This is a genomic window from Shewanella sp. 10N.286.52.B9 (assembly GCF_002873635.1).
Taxonomy (GTDB): Bacteria; Pseudomonadota; Gammaproteobacteria; order Enterobacterales; family Shewanellaceae; genus Shewanella.
This window is the reverse complement of sequence record NZ_MCTY01000178.1, coordinates 49,524-69,927: the sequence shown is the minus strand read 5'-3', so window position 1 is coordinate 69,927 and position 20,404 is coordinate 49,524. Positions and strand designations below refer to the sequence as shown.

Annotated in this window: 6 protein-coding genes; all 6 read left to right on the top strand. The window is 44.7% G+C overall.

The genetic code is table 11. The features are described 5' to 3' along the window. Positions 1-70 precede the first annotated feature (70 nt). Genes BCU91_RS12715 through BCU91_RS12690 form a run of 6 tightly spaced genes read left to right on the top strand, consistent with a single transcriptional unit; the run spans position 71 to position 19,614 of the window. Positions 71-928, top strand: a complete 858-nt coding sequence (locus BCU91_RS12715) for a transcriptional regulator (RefSeq protein WP_241901113.1) — start codon at positions 71-73, stop codon at positions 926-928. Continuing rightward, positions 925-9,276, top strand: coding sequence for a type I polyketide synthase (locus BCU91_RS12710; protein ID WP_102531629.1), 8,352 nt, complete (start codon positions 925-927; stop codon positions 9,274-9,276). Before BCU91_RS12715 ends, BCU91_RS12710 begins: the two co-directional genes overlap by 4 nt. Next, positions 9,273-11,540 (top strand): PfaB family protein, encoded by a 2,268-nt coding sequence (locus BCU91_RS12705; RefSeq protein ID WP_102531628.1) that lies wholly within the window; start codon positions 9,273-9,275, stop codon positions 11,538-11,540. Before BCU91_RS12710 ends, BCU91_RS12705 begins: the two co-directional genes overlap by 4 nt. Positions 11,541-11,554: 14 nt before the next feature. Further along, complete coding sequence (locus BCU91_RS12700) at positions 11,555-17,671, top strand: beta-ketoacyl synthase N-terminal-like domain-containing protein (protein WP_102531627.1); 6,117 nt, start codon at positions 11,555-11,557, stop codon at positions 17,669-17,671. Between the two features lie 9 nt (positions 17,672-17,680). Next, positions 17,681-19,309: an eicosapentaenoate synthase subunit PfaD gene (pfaD, locus tag BCU91_RS12695; protein ID WP_102437546.1), complete on the top strand. Its 1,629-nt coding sequence runs from the start codon at positions 17,681-17,683 to the stop codon at positions 19,307-19,309. A 47-nt stretch (positions 19,310-19,356) separates the two neighbouring features. Beyond that, the gene (locus tag BCU91_RS12690) at positions 19,357-19,614 is read left to right on the top strand and encodes a hypothetical protein (RefSeq protein WP_076537243.1); all 258 of its coding nucleotides are present in this window, start codon (positions 19,357-19,359) and stop codon (positions 19,612-19,614) included. The last annotated feature ends 790 nt before the right edge of the window (positions 19,615-20,404 follow it).

Here is a 20,404-nt window from a genome sequence, read left to right as displayed (position 1 = left end):
CTAGTCCCAACAGATTGTATTGCAAAAATACAGACCAAGGTTAAGCCTTAATGACAGTAGCATTATATAAATGACAGCAGAGCCAAGCGCAAAAGCTGCGATAAAGAAATCAGTGACGACAGACACTAGCACGCCAGTGGTGCGTCACCGTAATGCCACCACCACCCCTGAAATGCGTCAGTTCATTCAAACGTCTGACTTTAGCGTGAGCCAATTAGCTAAAATCCTCAATATTTCAGAGGCCACCGTGAGAAAGTGGCGTAAGCGTGATTCTGTCAGCGATACCCCCACCACGCCACATCACCTCAAAACCACATTGTCGCCAATGGAAGAGTATGTGGTGATCGGTTTGCGCTACCAATTAAAAATGCCGTTGGACAGACTGCTTAAGGTAACCCAGCAGTTTATTAATAAGGATGTCTCTCGCTCAGGGCTTGCCCGCTGCTTAAAACGCTACGGGGTATCAAAGCTTGATGAATTCGAAAGCCCCTATGTGCCCGAGCGCTATTTCAACCAGTTACCTATTGTTCAAGGCACTGATGTCGCCACTTATACTTTGAACCCAGAAACCTTAGCCAAAACCTTATCCTTACCTGAAGCCACTCAAGACAATGTGGTGCAAGTGGTGTCACTGACGATTCCACCACAATTAACGGATAAAGAAAGTTACTCGATTTTACTGGGTGTTGATTTCGCAACTGACTGGGTTTATCTCGACATCTATCAAGACAGCCATACCCAAGCGACTAATCGCTATATCGCTTATGTGTTAAAGCACGGCCCGTTTCATTTAAGAAAATTACTCGTAAAAAATTACCACACTTTTTTAGCTCGCTTCCCGGGCGCTAAAACCATGCATGCTTCGGAAGCAGCACACTCTACAAATAATTCAGCTATGGATAGACTGAACAACGGAGACTCAAAATGAGCCAAGAACCGACCCCACAAGAGTTAGTTGAAGACAAACGACTCAATAAGCGTCTTAAAGATATGCCTATCGCCATTGTCGGCATGGCAAGTATCTTTGCTAATTCGCGTTACTTGAATAAGTTTTGGGACTTAATCAGTGAAAAAATTGATGCCATTACTGAAGTACCTAAGTCGCACTGGCGCCCTGAAGATTACTTCGATGCAGACAAAACAACCCCAGATAAAAGTTACTGTAAGCGCGGTGGTTTTATCCCTGACGTTGACTTTAACCCTATGGAGTTTGGCCTACCGCCAAATATCCTAGAGCTCACTGACACCTCACAATTATTATCATTGGTTATCGCCAAAGAGGTGCTTGCCGATGCGGGTGTAACACCTGAATATGACACCGATAAAATCGGTATTACGCTCGGCGTGGGCGGCGGTCAAAAAATCAATGCTAGCCTAACTGCGCGCCTACAATATCCTGTACTTAAAAAGGTATTTAAAAGTAGCGGCTTAAGTGATGCAGACAGCGATATGCTGATCAAGAAATTCCAAGACCAATATGTTCACTGGGAAGAAAACTCATTCCCGGGGTCTTTAGGTAATGTTATCGCTGGTCGTATTGCTAACCGCTTTGATTTAGGTGGCATGAACTGTGTGGTTGATGCAGCATGTGCAGGCTCACTAGCCGCTATGCGTATGGCATTAACAGAGCTGGTTGAAGGCCGCAGTGAAATGATGATCACCGGTGGTGTGTGTACTGATAACTCACCTTCTATGTATATGAGTTTCTCTAAAACGCCTGCATTTACCACTAACGAAACCATTCAACCATTTGATATCGATTCAAAAGGTATGATGATCGGTGAAGGTATCGGCATGGTGGCGCTGAAGCGTCTTGAAGATGCTGAACGTGATGGCGATAGAATCTACTCTGTTATTAAAGGTGTGGGCGCGTCATCAGATGGTAAATTTAAATCAATTTATGCGCCACGCCCAGAAGGCCAAGCAAAAGCATTAAAACGAGCTTATGATGATGCCGGTTTTGAGCCTCACACTGTTGGTTTAATTGAAGCACATGGTACAGGTACTGCTGCAGGTGACGTAGCTGAATTTAACGGTCTTAAGTCCGTTTTTGGCGAGTTTAATGACACTAAACAACACATTGCTTTAGGTTCAGTTAAGTCTCAAGTGGGTCACACTAAGTCAACAGCTGGCACGGCAGGTGTTATTAAAGCAGCCCTAGCCCTGCATCATAAAGTGCTGCCACCAACCATAAACGTGTCTAAGCCTAATCCCAAACTAAATGTTGAAGATTCGCCGTTTTTCTTAAATACCGAAACCCGCCCTTGGATGCCGCGCCCTGATGGCACCCCGCGTCGTGCTGGTATTAGCTCATTTGGTTTCGGCGGTACTAACTTCCATATGGTGCTTGAAGAATACACAGCAGAACATGCTCGTGATGCGAAATACCGTCAACGCCAAGTACCTCAAAGTGTATTAATTAGCGCCGATAATAAAGCGGCACTTCAAACTGAAGTTAGCACGTTAATCGCTGCCATCGCTAAGCTAACTGATACTGACAACACCAGTATTGCTCAAGCTGAACTTACCCGCATTGCTAAGCAATATGCCGTTAGAACATTAGATGTAAACGCGCCACGTTTAGGCTTAGTTGCTGCGAATTTAGCAGAGCTAACGGCTCAATTACAATTGGCATTAAAACAGCTTGAAAGCCAAAACAGTGATGCTTGGCAATTGCCGTCTGGCACTAGCTACCGCTCTGCAGCATTGATAACTGCTGCTAAAGCTAGCAAGTCTGCTAATAGTCCAAAAGTCGCTGCGTTATTTGCAGGTCAAGGTTCTCAATACTTAAACATGGGTATTGAAGTCGCTTGTCATTTCCCAGAAATGCGTCAGCAGCTTAACAAGGCTGATAAAGTCTTTGCTAGCTTTAACAAAACGCCGCTTTCACAAGTATTATTTCCAATCCCTGCATTTGAAAAAGCAGATAAAGAGGCTCAAGCAGCTTTACTGACGAGCACTGATAACGCCCAAAGCGCCATTGGTGTCGTCAGCATGAGTCAATACCAGTTATTCACTCAAGCAGGATTTGCTGCTGACATGTTTGCGGGTCACAGCTTTGGTGAGCTTTCTGCATTATGTGCAGCGGGTGTTATCTCTAATGATGACTACTACCAATTATCTTTTGCACGCGGCGAGTCAATGGCAGCATCTGCTGTTGATAAAGACGGTAATGCACTTGATAAAGGCACCATGTACGCCATTATCTTGCCAGCAAATGATGCTGACGCGGCCAATGCTGAAAATATCGCAAAATTAGAAAGCTGCATCAGTGATTTTGATGGCGTAAAAGTGGCTAACTACAACTCAGCGACTCAGCTTGTTATTGCAGGTCCTACTGAAAGTTGCGCAGCTGCGGCTAAAGCCATTAGCGCATTAGGCTTTAAAGCAATTGCACTGCCAGTATCTGGCGCCTTCCATACTCCGCTTGTGGGTCATGCACAAAAGCCATTTGCTAAAGCGATCGATAAAGCCAAATTTAGCGCAAGTAAAGTGGCCTTGTTCTCAAATGCTAGCGGTGAGCAACACCCAACAGATGCTAAATCAATTAAAGCGGCATTCAAGCAACATATGCTGCAATCAGTGCGCTTTACTGATCAGCTAAATAATATGTATGACGCGGGTGCACGGGTATTTGTTGAATTTGGTCCTAAGAACATTCTTCAAAAACTGGTACAAGCCACCTTGGGCGATAAAGCTGAGTCAGTTTCTGTTGTCAGCATAAACCCGAATCCTAAAGGTAATAGTGATACCCAGCTTCGCATTGCTGCTATGCAACTTTGTGTATTGGGCGCACCCTTGACTGAAATTGATCCATACCAAGCTGACATTGCAGCGCCTGCTAAACCTAAAGGCATGAACGTCAAACTGAATGCATCGAACCATATTAGCGCGCCAACCCTTGCAAAAATGGAAAAATCATTGGCGACAGGCCAAGTAACATCACAAGTGGTTGAAACCATCGTTGAGAAGATTGTTGAAAAGCCAGTTGAGAAAATCGTAGAAAAGATTGTGGAAAAAGAAGTGATAAAAACTGAATATATTGAAGTGGCCTCAGCCAATGCCAACGCACCAGCTGTTAGCAATACAGTAACCACTGCGCCTGTAGCTGGCAATGCACTAGCGCAACCTGCTGCAGGAACTGGTAGCTTAGAAGCATTTTTCAATGCCCAGCAACAAGCTGCAAACTTACATCAGCAGTTCTTGGCTATTCCTCAACAATACGGTGATACCTTTACTCACCTGATGACAGAGCAAAGCAAAATGGTTGCGGCAGGACTCGCTATTCCTGAGAGCTTACAGCGCTCAATGGAGCTATTCCACCAGCATCAAGCACAAACACTACAAAGCCATACATTGTTCCTTGAGCAGCAAGCACAATCAAGCCAGTCTGCCCTTGCTATGCTAACAGGCACTTCGCTGCCTGTTCAGCCGCAGACAGTAGCAACAACAGCAGCTCCAGCAATGACTCAGGCTGTTGCAGCAACAGCGACAGTTCAAACGCCAACTCAAGTACCTGCGCCTGTTGCAGCGCCAGTAGCAAAAGCTCCGGTAACACAATCACAGATAGCACAAGAGCCTGCAGCAAAAGTAACAGCCCCATTAGCACCAGCAAGAACCGTTACTGCAGAACCTATTTCAGCGTCAGCAGCTCCAGTGCAATTAATGCCTGCTGGTTTATCAGCAGAAACAGTCTTGAACACTATGTTAGAAGTGGTTGCTGAAAAAACTGGCTACCCCACTGAAATGCTAGAACTTGGCATGGATATGGAAGCGGATTTAGGTATCGATTCAATCAAGCGTGTTGAAATCTTAGGCACGGTACAAGATGAGCTACCTAGTTTACCAGAGCTTAGCCCAGAAGATTTAGCTGAGTGTCGTACCCTTGGCGAAATCGTAGCTTATATGAACAGCAAACTGCCCGCCGCGGGCGCTATGAACTCTGCGCCACCAGCAATTTCAGTAGCTCAAGCCGCACCAGTAGCTTCAGGTTTATCTGCTGAAACCGTATTGAATACCATGCTCGAAGTGGTTGCTGAAAAAACCGGTTACCCTACTGAAATGCTAGAACTTGGCATGGATATGGAAGCGGATTTAGGTATCGATTCAATCAAGCGTGTTGAAATCTTAGGCACGGTACAAGATGAGTTACCTAGTTTACCAGAGCTTAGCCCAGAAGATTTAGCTGAGTGTCGTACCCTTGGCGAAATCGTATCTTACATGAACAGCAAACTGCCCGCCGCGGGCGCTATGAACTCTAAGTTACCCGCTGAAGGCTCTAAGTTACCCGCTGAAGGCTCTAAGCTACTAGCGGAAGGAAACGTTACAGCTGCAGCTGCGCCAGTTGCTTCTGCTGTAGTTTCAGGTTTATCGGCTGAAACAGTATTGAATACCATGCTAGCAGTGGTTGCTGAAAAAACCGGTTACCCAACTGAAATGCTAGAACTTAGCATGGATATGGAAGCGGATTTAGGTATTGATTCAATCAAACGTGTTGAGATTTTAGGCACTGTACAGGATGAGCTACCAGGCTTACCTGAACTTAACCCTGAAGATTTAGCTGAGTGTCGTACTCTTGGCGAAATCGTATCTTACATGAACTCTAGACTGCCTGCCGCTGGAGCCGTTACAGCTTCAGTTGCGCCAGTTGCTTCTAATGTCGTTTCAGGTTTATCGGCTGAAACTGTATTGAATACCATGCTAGCAGTGGTTGCCGAAAAAACCGGTTACCCAACAGAAATGCTAGAACTTAGCATGGATATGGAAGCAGACTTAGGCATCGACTCAATCAAACGTGTTGAGATTTTAGGCACTGTACAGGATGAGCTACCGGGCTTACCTGAACTTAACCCAGAAGATCTAGCTGAGTGTCGTACCCTTGGCGAAATCGTTTCTTATATGAACAGCAAACTGCCAGCCGCAGGCGCTATGAGCTCTGAATCACCAGCGATTTCTGCCGCTGCTGTAGCTTCTGGTTTATCCGCTGAGACAGCCTTGAGCGCCCAACAAATTCAAAGCACTATGATGTCAGTTGTTGCAGAGAAGACTGGTTACCCAACAGAAATGCTAGAACTTAGCATGGATATGGAAGCAGACTTAGGCATCGACTCAATCAAACGTGTAGAAATTTTAGGGACTGTTCAAGATGAGCTACCAGGCTTACCTGAGCTTAACCCAGAAGATTTAGCAGAATGTCGTACCCTTGGTGAAATCGTTTCTTATATGAACTCTAAGTTACCAGTTGGTTCTGCTACTGCGTCAGCAACTGCAGCTCAAGTGGCACCTGTCGCTTCTGGTTTAAGTGCTGAACAAGTACAAAGCACCATGATGTCAGTGGTTGCTGACAAAACTGGTTACCCAACTGAAATGCTAGAACTTAGCATGGACATGGAAGCAGATCTGGGTATCGATTCTATCAAGCGCGTAGAGATTCTTGGTACGGTACAAGACGAGCTACCAGGCTTACCAGAGCTTAACCCAGAAGATTTAGCTGAGTGTCGCACGCTTGGTGAAATCGTTAGCTACATGAACTCTAAGCTACCCGCTGAAGGCTCTAAGCTATCAGCCGCAGGCGCTATGAACTCTACTGCAGCTACAAACTCTGCCCCACAAGTTGCAGCGACAACAGCATCTGAATTAGCAACAGACTTACCTCCACATCAGGAAGTCGCGCTAAAAAAGCTACCAGCGGCGGATAAGTTAGTTGATGGTTTTTCAAAAGACGCGTGTATCGTCATCAATGATGATGGTCATAACGCAGGCGTTCTCGCAGAAAAACTCACCGCAACAGGCCTAACCGTCGCCGTTATTCGTAGTCCAGAATCAGTCACTAGCGCACAATCACCGCTAAGCAGTGATATCAAAAGTTACAACCTAACGGCTGTAAATGATGACGCGATTAGTGATGTCATTGCACAAATCAGTAAAGCCCATAAAGTGGCTGGTTTTGTTCACCTACAACCACAACTTGCCACTGCGAACAATGTCATGCAGCTAAGTGATGCAGGTTTTGTTGCTGTTGAACAAGCTTTCTTAATGGCTAAGCACCTACAGAAAAGCTTTACCGAATTAGCAAAAACTGAACGTGTAAGCTTTATGACGGTTAGTCGTATTGATGGTGGTTTTGGTTACTTAAACAGTAATGAACTTGCCACTGCTGAGTTAAATCAAGCAGCGCTTTCAGGTCTAAGCAAAACCCTTAGCCATGAATGGCCAACAGTGTTTTGTCGAGCATTAGATATCGCCCCAAGCTTTGAAGCTGTGGACCTTGCTGATGCCGTTATTGCTGAGTTATTTGATGTTAATTCTGCCAATCAGATTGTTGAGGTAGGTATTAGTAGCGAAGGCCGTCATACATTAACAGCGACCACAACCGCGAAAACGCGCTATCACACTACTACCCTTGATAGCAATGATACTGTGTTAGTCACAGGCGGTGCTAAGGGGGTTACATTTGAATGTGCGCTTACACTTGCTAAACAGACAAAGTCTCACTTTATCCTTGCAGGCCGTAGCCAACACCTTGGGGCAAACTTGCCAACATGGGCGCAAGGCAAGCAAGCTAAAGAGTTAAAAGCAGCTGCAATTGGTTTTATTCAATCTCAAGGTAACAAGCCAACGCCAAAACAAATTGACGCGTTAGTATGGCCAATTACCAGTAGTTTAGAAATTGACCGCGCCTTAGCAGCATTCACAGAAGTGGGCGCAAGTGCTGAATATATCAGTATGGATGTCAGCTCAGATGATGCCATTAAGCAATCGCTTTCAGCTTTCAAATCAATTACCGGCATCATTCATGGCGCAGGTGTATTGGCTGATAAGCATATCCAAGACAAAACCTTAGCTGAATTAGGTCGTGTATACGGCACTAAAGTCACCGGCTTTGCAGGTATCATTAATGCCATTGATGCCAGTAAATTAAAGCTGGTTGCTATGTTTTCATCTGCTGCTGGTTTCTACGGCAACACCGGACAAAGTGACTATTCAATGTCAAATGAGATCCTCAATAAAACCGCATTACAACTTGCCAATAACTATCCGCAAGCCAAAGTAATGAGCTTTAACTGGGGCCCTTGGGATGGCGGAATGGTCAGCTCAGCATTGAAGAAGATGTTTGTTGAACGTGGCGTTTACGTTATTCCGTTAGATAAAGGCGCAAACTTATTTGCCCACAGTCTGTTATCTGAAGCCGGTGTTCAAATGCTGATTGGTTCGAGCATGCAAGGTTCAGATTCTTCAGCACAAGCAACAGGTTCAGCTGTAAAAAAGCTTAATGCGGACTCTGCGCTAAATGCTGAGAGTTCGCTGACATTATCTTTTTTAAATACTGTATCTAACAGTGCAACTGCAGCAGATAAGCCTCGCAGCTTATCTGTTGTAAGAGTACTTAATCCGGTTGCAATGCCCTTCATTGAAGATCATTGCATCGCGGGTAATCCAGTACTGCCGACAGTGTGCGCCATACAATGGATGCGTGAAACAGCGCAAAAGCTATGTGGTTTACCTGTAAGCACCAAAGATTATAAGTTACTTAAAGGCATTATTTTTGAGTCGGCCCAGCCACAAGAGTTAACTCTGCAGTTAACTGAAACCGCTGAAGGCTTAAAAGCATTGATTTCTAGCCGGGTACTTGACGGTAACAGTGATGCTAACGCGTTATTAAGACCGCAATACCAAGCGAACTTAATCGTCAACAGTGCATTACTTAATGAAGTTGCCACTACAGCAACCGATAAAATGGCTCAGTTAGCGTCAATCATTGATAAGGTTAAAAACAACAAGGCCATTAGTACTGACAGTGAACTTTATTCAAACGGCAGCTTATTTCATGGCCCACGTTTACAAGGGATCAAGCAAGTATTGGTTGCAAATGATAGCCAGCTTATTTGTAAAGTGACCTTACCAGAAATTGAACAAACTGATTGTTTAGGTTTTGAAGCGCAACTTGAAATCGGTGGTAGTCAGGCATTTGCAGAAGATCTACTGCTACAAGCAATGCTAGTGTGGGCGCGAATAAAGCATGACGCAGCAAGTTTGCCATCAACCATTGGTGAGCTAACCACTTATGCGCCATTTGCATCAAATGACCAAGGTTATTTAGTGCTTAATGTCGTAAAAAGTACTAGTCGCTCTTTGACTGCTGACATTGCGCTTTACCATGAAGATGGTCGCTTAAGTTGCACCATGACAGCGGCAAAAACAACCATTAGCAAAAGCTTGAATGAGGCTTTTTTAGCCCCGGCTAAAGCACTTGCTGATTTGCAGGAGTCGGTGTGAGCAATCAATCAACTTCTGTGATGTCAAAGCCTGAGCCAACAAAAGTTGCATCAGTAAAAAGCATGCGCATCGCCTTAAAACTGATTGCCAATGATGCTGCATCATTGGCGCAAGCTGCTAATGGAGCTAATGGTTCCTTGCATGCAAATAACAATGCATTTGCTGCTATCAAACCTTGTTCATTGGCTGAAACATTAGGCGCGACAGCCATCCCGCTTGAAATTGATGTGTCGTCATTAGATGGCACATCAACTACCGCCACAAACTTAAACATGAGTTTTCGCGACTATTTAGCTCAAGCGATTGAACGTATTGAGCAACAACAAACGGTATTGCTAAGCCATCCAGCTTTGCCATACCGCTTGTTAATGATGCCAGCCATTGTTGCAGCAAAACATCGGTGTCATCCCCATGCCTATTTAACCGGTATGGGCGAAGGCCACGAGTTATCAGATGCCGTGCAACAAGCACTCACTCAAGCCAAACGGGCTCATGTTAGTCCAACTCAAATCGATGCGACTCATTGCACTAGCTATAAAGATAAATTTTTTGAACTGATTCAGTTGATTGGCCACCTTGCGACTCGTAGCTTACCGACTGAAAACAACAGTGAGAATAACCGCACGAATAAACAGTATTGGTTTAGTGAAATGCACCAAAGCCGCGTCGCCAGTTTCAATTTTATTGAAGCCGAAATGCAACACGCAGTGGTATTCGTTCAGGGAACTGAACTTGCTCAGGCAAGCTCATTACTGGATAACACCAGGTTGTTTTTCCCAATATCTGCCAGCACAGTCTCAGGTATACAGCAGCAACTAACGCAGTTACAAAGCCAGTTAAACGCTATTATTAATACAAATACCAGTGCAGCAATCAATGTTAACCACAGCACGCTGTTAGCACTGATGTTGAACAATCTAAACCAGTTTGATCACCAAGCAGGTAAAGCTGCGGTGATCATGGGCAATTCAATTGAAACTGCATGCAGCGAGATTGAAACCATGTTGGCGATGCTAAGTACTTCAGATACATTAGCAAGCTCGCCATCGGAAGTTGAATACAAGACCCCATCAGGTAGCTGTTTGATACTCACGGCCAATGAGCCATTGGGCACGAATGGTCTTTGTTTCGTCTACCCGGGTGTCGGCACAGTATACCCACAGATGTTCAGTCAACTGCCACGCTTCTTCCCTGACTTATATGCTCAGCTAGAACGTGATGGTGATGTAAAAGCCATGCTGCAAGCAGATAGCATTTATGCTGATAACGCTAAAGTCACTGATATGAGTTTGGGTGAACTGGCGATTGCAGGTGTGGGTGCAAGTTATATCTTAACCAAAGTGCTTAGCGAATATTTTAATGTAAAACCTAACTTTGCCATGGGTTACTCCATGGGCGAAGCGGCGATGTGGGCAAGTCTTGGTATTTGGAAGCAACCCCACAGTATGATTGAGGCGACGCAAACCAGTACTATTTTTACTACCGATATTTCAGGTCGTTTAGATTGCGTGCGCCAGGCATGGCAGTTGAATCAAAGCGACGATATCGTGTGGAATAGTTTTGTGGTTAGAGCAACCCCTGCCGATATTGAAGCGGTTTTAACCCAATATCCTCGTTGTTATCTCGCTATCATTCAAGGTGATACTTGCGTGCTGGCAGGATGTGAAGCCAGTTGTAAAGCGCTGCTAAAACAAATCGGCAAACGCGGCATTGCAGCAAATCGCGTGACCGCAATGCATACTGCGCCAGCCATGCTAATTCATCGCGAAGTGGCTCAATTCTATCAACAAGCGCTTCACCACAATGAGCAGCTTGAACAAACTGCACAGATAAAATTTATCAGCGCAGCAAGTTCACAACCGATTAATGTCAGCAGCCTTGATATTGCAACCTCAATCGCTGACACCTTTTGTCAGCCGCTTAACTTTACTGAGTTGGTTAACAACGCACGTAAATTAGGCGCGAAACTTTTTGTTGAAATCGGCGCCGATCGCCAAACAACCACCTTGATTGATAAAATTGCTCGCACAAGTCCTACAGTTTCAGAGCCTTGCCAAGCCATTGCCGTCAATGCCAAAGGTGGAGACGATCAAACTGCGCTGCTTAAATGTATTGCCCAGCTTATCAGCCACAAAGCACCTGTTTCGCTGACCTGCCTTACACAAGGGTTAGCGAATTTGTTGGCTAGCACACTTAAGTTTGAAGTGAACAATCTTCAAGCGGATGCTACTTTAGCCCCACAATTAGAAGGAGAACAATCTTGAGTTCTCAATCGAATATGAAAAATATTGCCTCTAGCGATGCTAATAAAAATAACGCTGGCAGCGTCCCTAAAATCGCAGTCGTCGGCTTAGCCACCCAATACCCTGACGCAGACACGCCGGTTAAATTTTGGCAAAACCTGCTGGATAAAAAAGATTCTCGCAGCACCATTAGCAGTCAAAAACTGAACGCTAATCCGGCCGATTATCAGGGTGTACAAGGTGAATCAGACCGCTTTTATTGCGACAAAGGTGGCTACATTCAAAACTTCAGCTTTAATGCTGAAGGTTACCGCATTCCAGCGCAGCAATTTAACGGCTTAGACGACAGCTTTTTATGGGCGACCGATACTGCCCGTAAAGCCCTTATTGATGCGGGTATTGATATTAATAATGCTGAGCACAATCTAACGCTTAATCGCACCGGTATTGTCATGGGAACCTTGTCGTTCCCAACCGCAAAATCAAATGAATTATTTGTACCGCTATATCACAGCGCAGTTGAAAAAGCCTTGCAGCATAAATTGCAGCAACCCAACTTCAATTTACAATCATTTGATAGTGAAGGCTTTAATCAACAACCAATCCCAGCATCACTGTCAAATGGTGCCATTGCCCATAACGCGTCCAAACTGGTTGCTGATGCACTGGGTTTAGGCGCGGCGCAATTAAGCCTTGATGCAGCCTGTGCTAGTTCAGTTTACTCGTTAAAACTTGCCTGTGATTACTTACATACTGGTAAAGCTGACATGATGTTAGCGGGCGCTGTATCAGGTGCCGACCCATTCTTTATTAATATGGGTTTTTCCATATTCCACGCTTACCCAGATCATGGTATTTCAGCGCCTTTTGATAGTAATTCAAAAGGTCTGTTTGCTGGTGAAGGTGCTGGCGTATTAGTACTAAAACGCCTTGAAGATGCAGAGCGTGATGGTGACCATATATACGCTTTAGTGAGCGGTATTGGACTATCTAATGACGGTAAAGGTCAATTTGTACTAAGCCCAAATAGCGACGGCCAGGTAAAAGCCTTTGAACGTGCTTATGCTGATGCAGCGATGCATGATGAAAGCTTTGGCCCTGCCAACATTGAAGTGATTGAGTGCCATGCAACAGGAACCCCACTAGGTGATAAAGTTGAACTGACCTCAATGGAGCGCTTCTTTGCAGATAAGCTTAATGGCACTAATACGCCGTTAATTGGTTCGGCTAAATCAAATCTAGGTCACTTATTAACGGCTGCCGGTATGCCAGGGATCATGAAAATGATTTTTGCCATGCGCCAAGGTGTACTACCTCCGAGTATCAATGTCAGCGCACCCATCAACTCACCAAATAGTACTTTTGGTAAAACTAACTTGCCAAGTGACGTACTGCCTTGGCCAGACAAAGCGGGAAATAATGCCCGTCATGCGGGAGTCTCTGTATTTGGCTTTGGTGGTTGTAACGCGCATTTATTAATTGAGTCTTATCAAGGTAAAGCTCAAGCAGCTAATTCGACAACTAGTGCTTCTACGACTAATACTTCTACAGCTCAGTCTTCTACAATCTGCGCCCAAGCGCCAATGCATATTACCGGTATGGCGGCTCACTTTGGGCCACTATCAAGCATTAATGCCTTTGCTAAAGCGATTGATGCTAAACAATCGGCATTTACTGCCCTGCCTGAACAACGTTGGAAAGGCTTAGATAAACACCCAGAATTATTATCACAGTTTGGTATCAACCTTGAAGGTGAAGCGGCGCCAAAAGGGGCATACATCAATCAGTTTGATTTTGACTTCTTGCGCTTCAAAGTGCCGCCTAATGAAGATGACCGCTTAATCTCGCAACAACTGCTATTAATGAAAGTCGCAGATGAAGCCATTCATGACGCAAAGCTTGAATCAGGCAGTAAGGTTGCAGTGCTTGTCGCCATGGAAACTGAACTTGAATTACATCAGTTCCGTGGCCGCGTTAACTTGCATACCCAAATTGCGGCTAGCCTTAAAGCTCATGGCGTTAACTTGTCAGAGTCTGAATACCAAGCCCTTGAAACCATTGCGATGGATAGCGTGTTAGATGCCGCCAAGCTGAATCAGTACACCAGCTTTATTGGCAATATTATGGCCTCGCGCATCTCATCACTATGGGACTTCAACGGCCCTGCGTTTACCATTTCTGCAGGTGAGCAATCGGTTAACCGCTGTATTGATGTGGCGCAAAATCTACTGGCTATGGAGTCTCGCCAAGAGCCTTTGGATGCAGTGATTATTGCTGCTGTAGACTTATCAGGTAGCATTGAGAATATCGTCCTTAAAACAGCCTCGCTTGCTCAAGCGGGTGCCAGTGCTCACTTAAGTTCAAGTGCTCAGCCAAGTCAGTCGTTATCAATTGGTGAAGGTGCTGGTGCTATCGTATTGCAGGCTACTAAAGCAAACGCTTCCAATGTGGACTTGATTCATCAAGCCCTAGGCGCGCTTTCTGATCAAGATATGACTGATGAAGGTACAAGTGAATCTGGCTTTGCTGGCAGTTACGGCACCATTGAAAGCCTTGAATTTGGTTATAGTGAACAAGTCGGCTCAATCGCTGATACCTTGCTGACTCAAACTGGATTAAGTAGTACGGATATTCAATTAGTTGAATTAAACCAAGCGCCTGCTTGTTTAAACTCGTCAAGCATCAAGGCTTCGCAAGCCTTATCGCAGTTGTTTAGCCAGTCCCTAAGCACTACTGCTCAGTCTTGTATTGGCCATACTTTTGCAGCATCGGGAATCGCCAGTTTATTACATGGTTTGTTAGCACTGCCTAAGTCTTTTGCTCTCAATAACGCAGCAGAGCCTCAACATGCAATCATAGCCACATTGAGTGAAAACCAATGTTCACAGCTATTGCTGAGTCAAACTTCACAGCAACAAGGTGCGAGTCAGCAGCGTTTAGACATCGATATCCAGCAGCAAACAGCCAAGAAGCTCAGCTTAGTTAAGCAAGTTAGCCTTGGTGGCCGCGATATTTACCAACATATTGTCAATGCGCCACTGGCTGAGATTAATAGCATCCGAGCTAAAACAGCCCAAATAAAACCCTTAGCGTCTGCTGCTGTCACAGCAATGACGAGCCGAGGACATTTTGAAGCACCTCAAATGAGTGAGCAGCAAAATACTTCAACGACTAAACAAGCGATGGTGAATTCACCATCAACAATAATAGAGTCCCCTATGCCGTTTTCAGATCGTTCTACCCAGTTCAGTCCTGCTAAACAGGAACCTGCATCTTCAGTGCAAACACCTTCGCTTGCACAAGCTCAAGCACAAGCACAAGTTCCGCCAGCACATCTAACTGCTTTTGAACAAAACCAGTGGTTAGCACATCAAGCGCAACTGGCATTCTTAAAAAGCCGTAATGAAGGTTTGAAAGTTGCTGATGCACTGATGAAGCAGCAACTTGCGCAGGCCAATGGTCAGTCGTACGCTTTACCAGTACAAAGCGCCCCGACTCAAGCAGTAAACGTGCTAGCTCAGCCAGTTGCAGTCGCAGTCGCGCCGACACTGCGCCCAAATCATGCCAGTGTGCCACCTTATATCGCGCCTATCCCTGCGGATAAGCCATGTATCTGGAATTATGCTGATTTAGTTGAATACGCTGAAGGCGACATCGCCAAGGTATTTGGTCCTGATTACGCTGTTATTGATAACTACTCACGCCGCGTACGCCTGCCTACCACTGATTACTTATTGGTCTCGCGCGTCACTAAATTAGATGCCACCATGAACCAATATAAGCCATGTTCAATGACCACTGAATATGATATCCCAGTTGATGCGCCCTATTTAGTTGATGGCCAAATACCTTGGGCTGTCGCGGTTGAATCTGGTCAATGTGACTTAATGCTGATCAGTTACTTGGGCATTGATTTTGAAAACAAAGGTGAGCGCGTTTATCGTTTACTTGATTGTACGCTGACCTTTTTAGAAGACTTACCTCGCGGTGGCGACACACTTCGTTATGACATTAAGATTAATAATTTTGCTAAAAATGGCGACACCTTATTATTCTTCTTCTCTTACGAGTGTTTTGTTGGCGATAAGATGATCCTGAAAATGGACGGTGGTTGTGCAGGCTTCTTTACTGACCAAGAACTTGATGATGGTAAAGGCGTAATTCGCACCGAAGATGAAATTAAACTGCGTGAAGATGCGTTTAACAACCCGAATAAGCCACGTTTTGAGCCATTATTGCATTGCGCTCAAACCCAGTTTGATTATGGTCAAATCCATAACTTACTGCACGCCGATATCGGCGCTTGTTTTGCGGGTGAGCATCAAAACCATCAACTGGCTTCAGGTAAGCAAGATTCATTATGCTTCGCCTCTGAAAAATTCTTAATGATTGAGCAAGTTGTCAATCTAGATGTTCATGGCGGCGCATGGGGCTTAGGCTTCATTGAAGGTCATAAAACACTGGCTCCTGATCACTGGTATTTCCCGTGTCACTTTAAGGGCGACCAAGTCATGGCTGGCTCACTAATGGCTGAAGGTTGTGGTCAATTACTGCAGTTCTTCATGCTGCATATTGGTATGCACACCTTAGTTGAAAATGGTCGTTTCCAGCCACTTGAAAATGCCTCGCAAAAAGTGCGTTGTCGTGGTCAAGTTCTGCCACAACACGGTGAACTGACTTACCGCATGGAAGTGACTGAGATTGGTATTCACCCTCGCCCATATGCCAAAGCCAATATTGATATTTTGCTTAACGGTAAAGCTGTGGTTGATTTCCAAAATCTGGGTGTGATGCTTAAAGAAGAGAGCGAGTGCGCGCGATATATTAACGATACTGTTATTAACGACACTGCGACTCTTTCGAGTACTGAGACGAGTAAAGCTAGCGGCCAAGCATCAAAAAATGCACCGTTAATGTCACAAATACCTGACCTATCTGCTGCAACCAATAAAGGCGTTATTCCGCTGCAACATGTTGAAGCGCCGCTTATTCCTGATTACCCAAACCGCAGCCCTGATACGCTACCATTTACGCCATACCACATGTTCGAATTTGCAACCGGCAACATTGAAAACTGTTTTGGCCCAGACTTCAGCATTTACCGCGGCTTTATACCACCACGTACCCCATGTGGCGATTTGCAGCTCACTACGCGAGTGGTCGATATTCAAGGTAAACGTGGCGAACTTAAAAAGCCGTCATCGTGTATCGCTGAATACGAAGTGCCTGCAGACGCTTGGTACTTTACAAAAAACAGCCACGCTTCAGTGATGCCTTACTCGGTATTAATGGAAATTTCTCTGCAACCTAACGGCTTTATCTCAGGCTATATGGGCACCACACTAGGTTTCCCGGGCCAAGAGTTATTCTTCCGTAACCTAGATGGTAGCGGTGAGCTATTACGTGATGTTGATTTACGCGGTAAAACTATCGTCAATGACTCAAAGTTATTATCCACCGTGATTGCAGGTAGTAACATCATTCAAAGCTTTACCTTTGAATTAAGTGTTGATGGCGAGCCATTTTATAAAGGCAGCGCAGTATTTGGTTACTTTAAAGGCGACGCCCTTAAAAACCAATTAGGGATTGATAACGGCCGTATTACTCATCCTTGGCATATTGATAATAATGTCGCCGCTGATATTACTGTCGATTTACTCGATAAGCAGTCGCGGGTATTCCACGCCCCTGCTAACCAGCCACATTATCGATTAGCTGGCGGTCAGCTTAACTTTATCGACAAAGCTGAAATCGTTGATAAAGGCGGTAAAAATGGTCTAGGTTACCTATCGGGTTCACGCACCATTGACCCAAGCGATTGGTTCTTCCAGTTCCATTTTCATCAAGATCCGGTTATGCCTGGCTCATTAGGCGTTGAAGCTATTATCGAGTTAATGCAAACTTACGCCATCAGTAAAGACTTAGGTAAAGGCTTTACCAATCCGAAGTTTGGCCAGATTTTATCTGACATAAAGTGGAAGTATCGCGGTCAAATTAACCCGCTGAACAAGCAAATGTCATTAGACGTGCATATCAGCGCCGTGAAAGATGAAAACGGCAAGCGCATCATTATTGGTGACGCAAACTTAAGCAAAGATGGCTTAAGAATTTACGAAGTAAAAGATATCGCAATCTGTATCGAAGAGGCATAAGGATTAATAATGACAATTAGCACTCAAAACGAAAAGCTATCTCCATGGCCTTGGCAAGTTGCCCCAAGTGATGCCAGCTTTGACCCTGCCGCTATCGGTAATAAATTAAAAGAGCTTTCCCAAGCTTGTTACTTGGTGAGCCATCCTGAAAAAGGCTTAGGGGTTTCTCAAAAAGCCCAAGTGGTCACAGAAAGCATTAGCAGCGGCCAAGACTTACCTGTCAGCGCTTTTGCACCCGCACTTGGCACCCAGAGCTTAGGCGATAGTAACTTCCGCCGTGTACACGGGGTTAAATACGCATACTATGCTGGCGCAATGGCTAATGGTATATCATCTGAAGAATTAGTTATCGCCCTCGGTCAAGCGGGCATCTTATGTTCGTTTGGCGCTGCGGGCTTAATTCCTTCACGGGTAGAGCAAGCCATTAACCGCATTCAAGCGGCGCTGCCAAACGGCCCATACATGTTTAACTTAATTCACAGCCCAAGCGAGCCAGCCCTTGAGCGTGGTAGCGTTGAGTTATTTTTAAAACATAAAGTACGCACCGTTGAAGCATCGGCTTTCTTAGGCTTAACACCGCAAATTGTTTACTACCGCGCGGCAGGTTTAAGCCGTGATGCTAGCGGCAATGTGGTTGTTGCTAACAAAGTTATCGCCAAAGTAAGCCGCACCGAAGTCGCGATTAAGTTCATGCAACCTGCGCCAGTTAAAATACTGCAAAAATTGGTTGATGAAGGCTTAATCACCCCCGAGCAAATGGAGCTAGCTCAGCTTGTTCCTATGGCTGATGATATTACTGCAGAAGCTGACTCTGGCGGTCATACCGATAACCGACCTTTAGTGACGTTACTGCCGACTATCTTGGCCTTAAAAGACAAGGTACAAGCTGAATACAACTACAACCCGCCTATTCGTGTCGGTTGTGGTGGCGGCGTGGGTACCCCTGATGCCGCGCTGGCGACCTTCAATATGGGCGCAGCTTATATTGTTACCGGCTCTATCAACCAAGCGTGTGTTGAAGCAGGCGCCAGTGAACATACTCGTAAACTGCTTGCCACCACTGAAATGGCTGACGTGACCATGGCACCCGCTGCGGACATGTTCGAAATGGGCGTGAAACTGCAAGTGGTTAAACGCGGCACGTTATTCCCGATGCGCGCGAACAAGCTTTATGAGATTTATAGCCGTTATGAGTCAATTGAAGCGATTCCAGCAGAGGAGCGTGAAAAACTTGAAAAACAAGTATTCCGTTCAAGCCTTGATGAGATTTGGGCAGGAACAGTGGCGCATTTTAACGAACGCGATCCTAAGCAAATCGAACGCGCACAAGGTAATCCAAAACGTAAAATGGCGCTTATTTTCCGTTGGTACCTTGGCCTTTCAAGTCGCTGGTCGAATTCAGGTGAAGTTGGCCGTGAAATGGATTACCAAATTTGGGCAGGTCCAGCACTTGGCGCGTTCAATGAATGGGCAAAAGGCAGCTATTTAGATGATTATACCCAGCGAAATGCGGTAGACTTAGCAAAACACTTGATGCACGGCGCAGCTTATCAAGCACGTATTAATCTACTGACCGCCCAAGGCGTAGCAATACCAGTAGCATTACAACGTTGGAGCCCGCTTGATCAGGTCAAGTGATTAAGTGCTGTAATCAAGCTAAGACAATTTTCATATAGGTAGCGGTAATGAGCGAAACACAAAAACTGGATTTTTCAGCGGTAAATGGCACCACACAAGAGTCATTTAACCAACAAAAGAACTTGATAAAGCGCATGCTGAAAGGCAACAGCGCAGAATGCAGTGAATGTAAAAAACCGCTCACGCTGCAATTGCCGCCTAATACTAAAAAGGCGAAGCCGACAGACAAAGCACCAGGAATATATTGTGCCAAAGGTTGTACTGATATAGAACTGGATATGGAAGCAGTGGCGTTGTTGAAATAACCTTTAGTTATTTCGGGTTTAAAGCTAAAAAGAAAAGGCATCGAAAGATGCCTTTTTTGTTGGTTTTTTTAGGTTTTAACATCTGGCTGGAGTTGGGGATTGCATTTAAGCCCCAATTACCTGCCGTAGGGGCAGTATAAGATACAAATATCACGATCACATGGATGTGAAAGGTCAACCTTTCGTGTAAGCACAGCTGTGACATTTGTGTATTCATATCCATCAAATGACGAATCTAAGGCTGTAGTCCATTCGCTTATAATAATTAACTTTATTAAAAGCCATGATTTGAAGTAACTGATAATTGTCAAAAACGCACAATTATCCTTGTTGTTTAAATTAATGTTTTAAAAATTCAATGTGATTTAAGTACAGTATTCAACACTATTTTATGTTGCTGTGGGTGTACTTTATTAATAAAAAAAATAGATTCGCAAGCGTGACAACATAGCTTATCCCACTCTTTATACTTAAAGTTTCTTTCCCAAAAAGTACGATGAATCTTATAAAAAACGGTTTCTTCTTTACAGCATGGACATAACTTTGAGTAATTCATCATGTTTACCTAAGGTTTAAAAGTATGTAGCCACCTCCTTGTTCTCAAAGTACTTTCACCATGGGGTGTCGCAGTTATTATCTTCTAGGCTCACATACATTATTTAGCTTGCTACAGCTATAAGCCGTAACCTACAGCCTTAAAAATAAGCTAATTCAGCTTACAAGTGGTAAATTTAAATGATTAAGTTGAATTTCAATACTAAAGTTTTAGCCATTGAATTACTGAGCACAA

Coding starts and splice junctions, on each gene's coding strand:
- BCU91_RS12715 (WP_241901113.1), top strand. CDS start 71: ATGACAGCAGAGCCAAGCGCAAAAGCTGCGATAAAGAAATCAGTGACG.
- BCU91_RS12710 (WP_102531629.1), top strand. CDS start 925: ATGAGCCAAGAACCGACCCCACAAGAGTTAGTTGAAGACAAACGACTC.
- BCU91_RS12700 (WP_102531627.1), top strand. CDS start 11,555: ATGAAAAATATTGCCTCTAGCGATGCTAATAAAAATAACGCTGGCAGC.
- pfaD (WP_102437546.1), top strand. CDS start 17,681: ATGACAATTAGCACTCAAAACGAAAAGCTATCTCCATGGCCTTGGCAA.
- BCU91_RS12690 (WP_076537243.1), top strand. CDS start 19,357: ATGAGCGAAACACAAAAACTGGATTTTTCAGCGGTAAATGGCACCACA.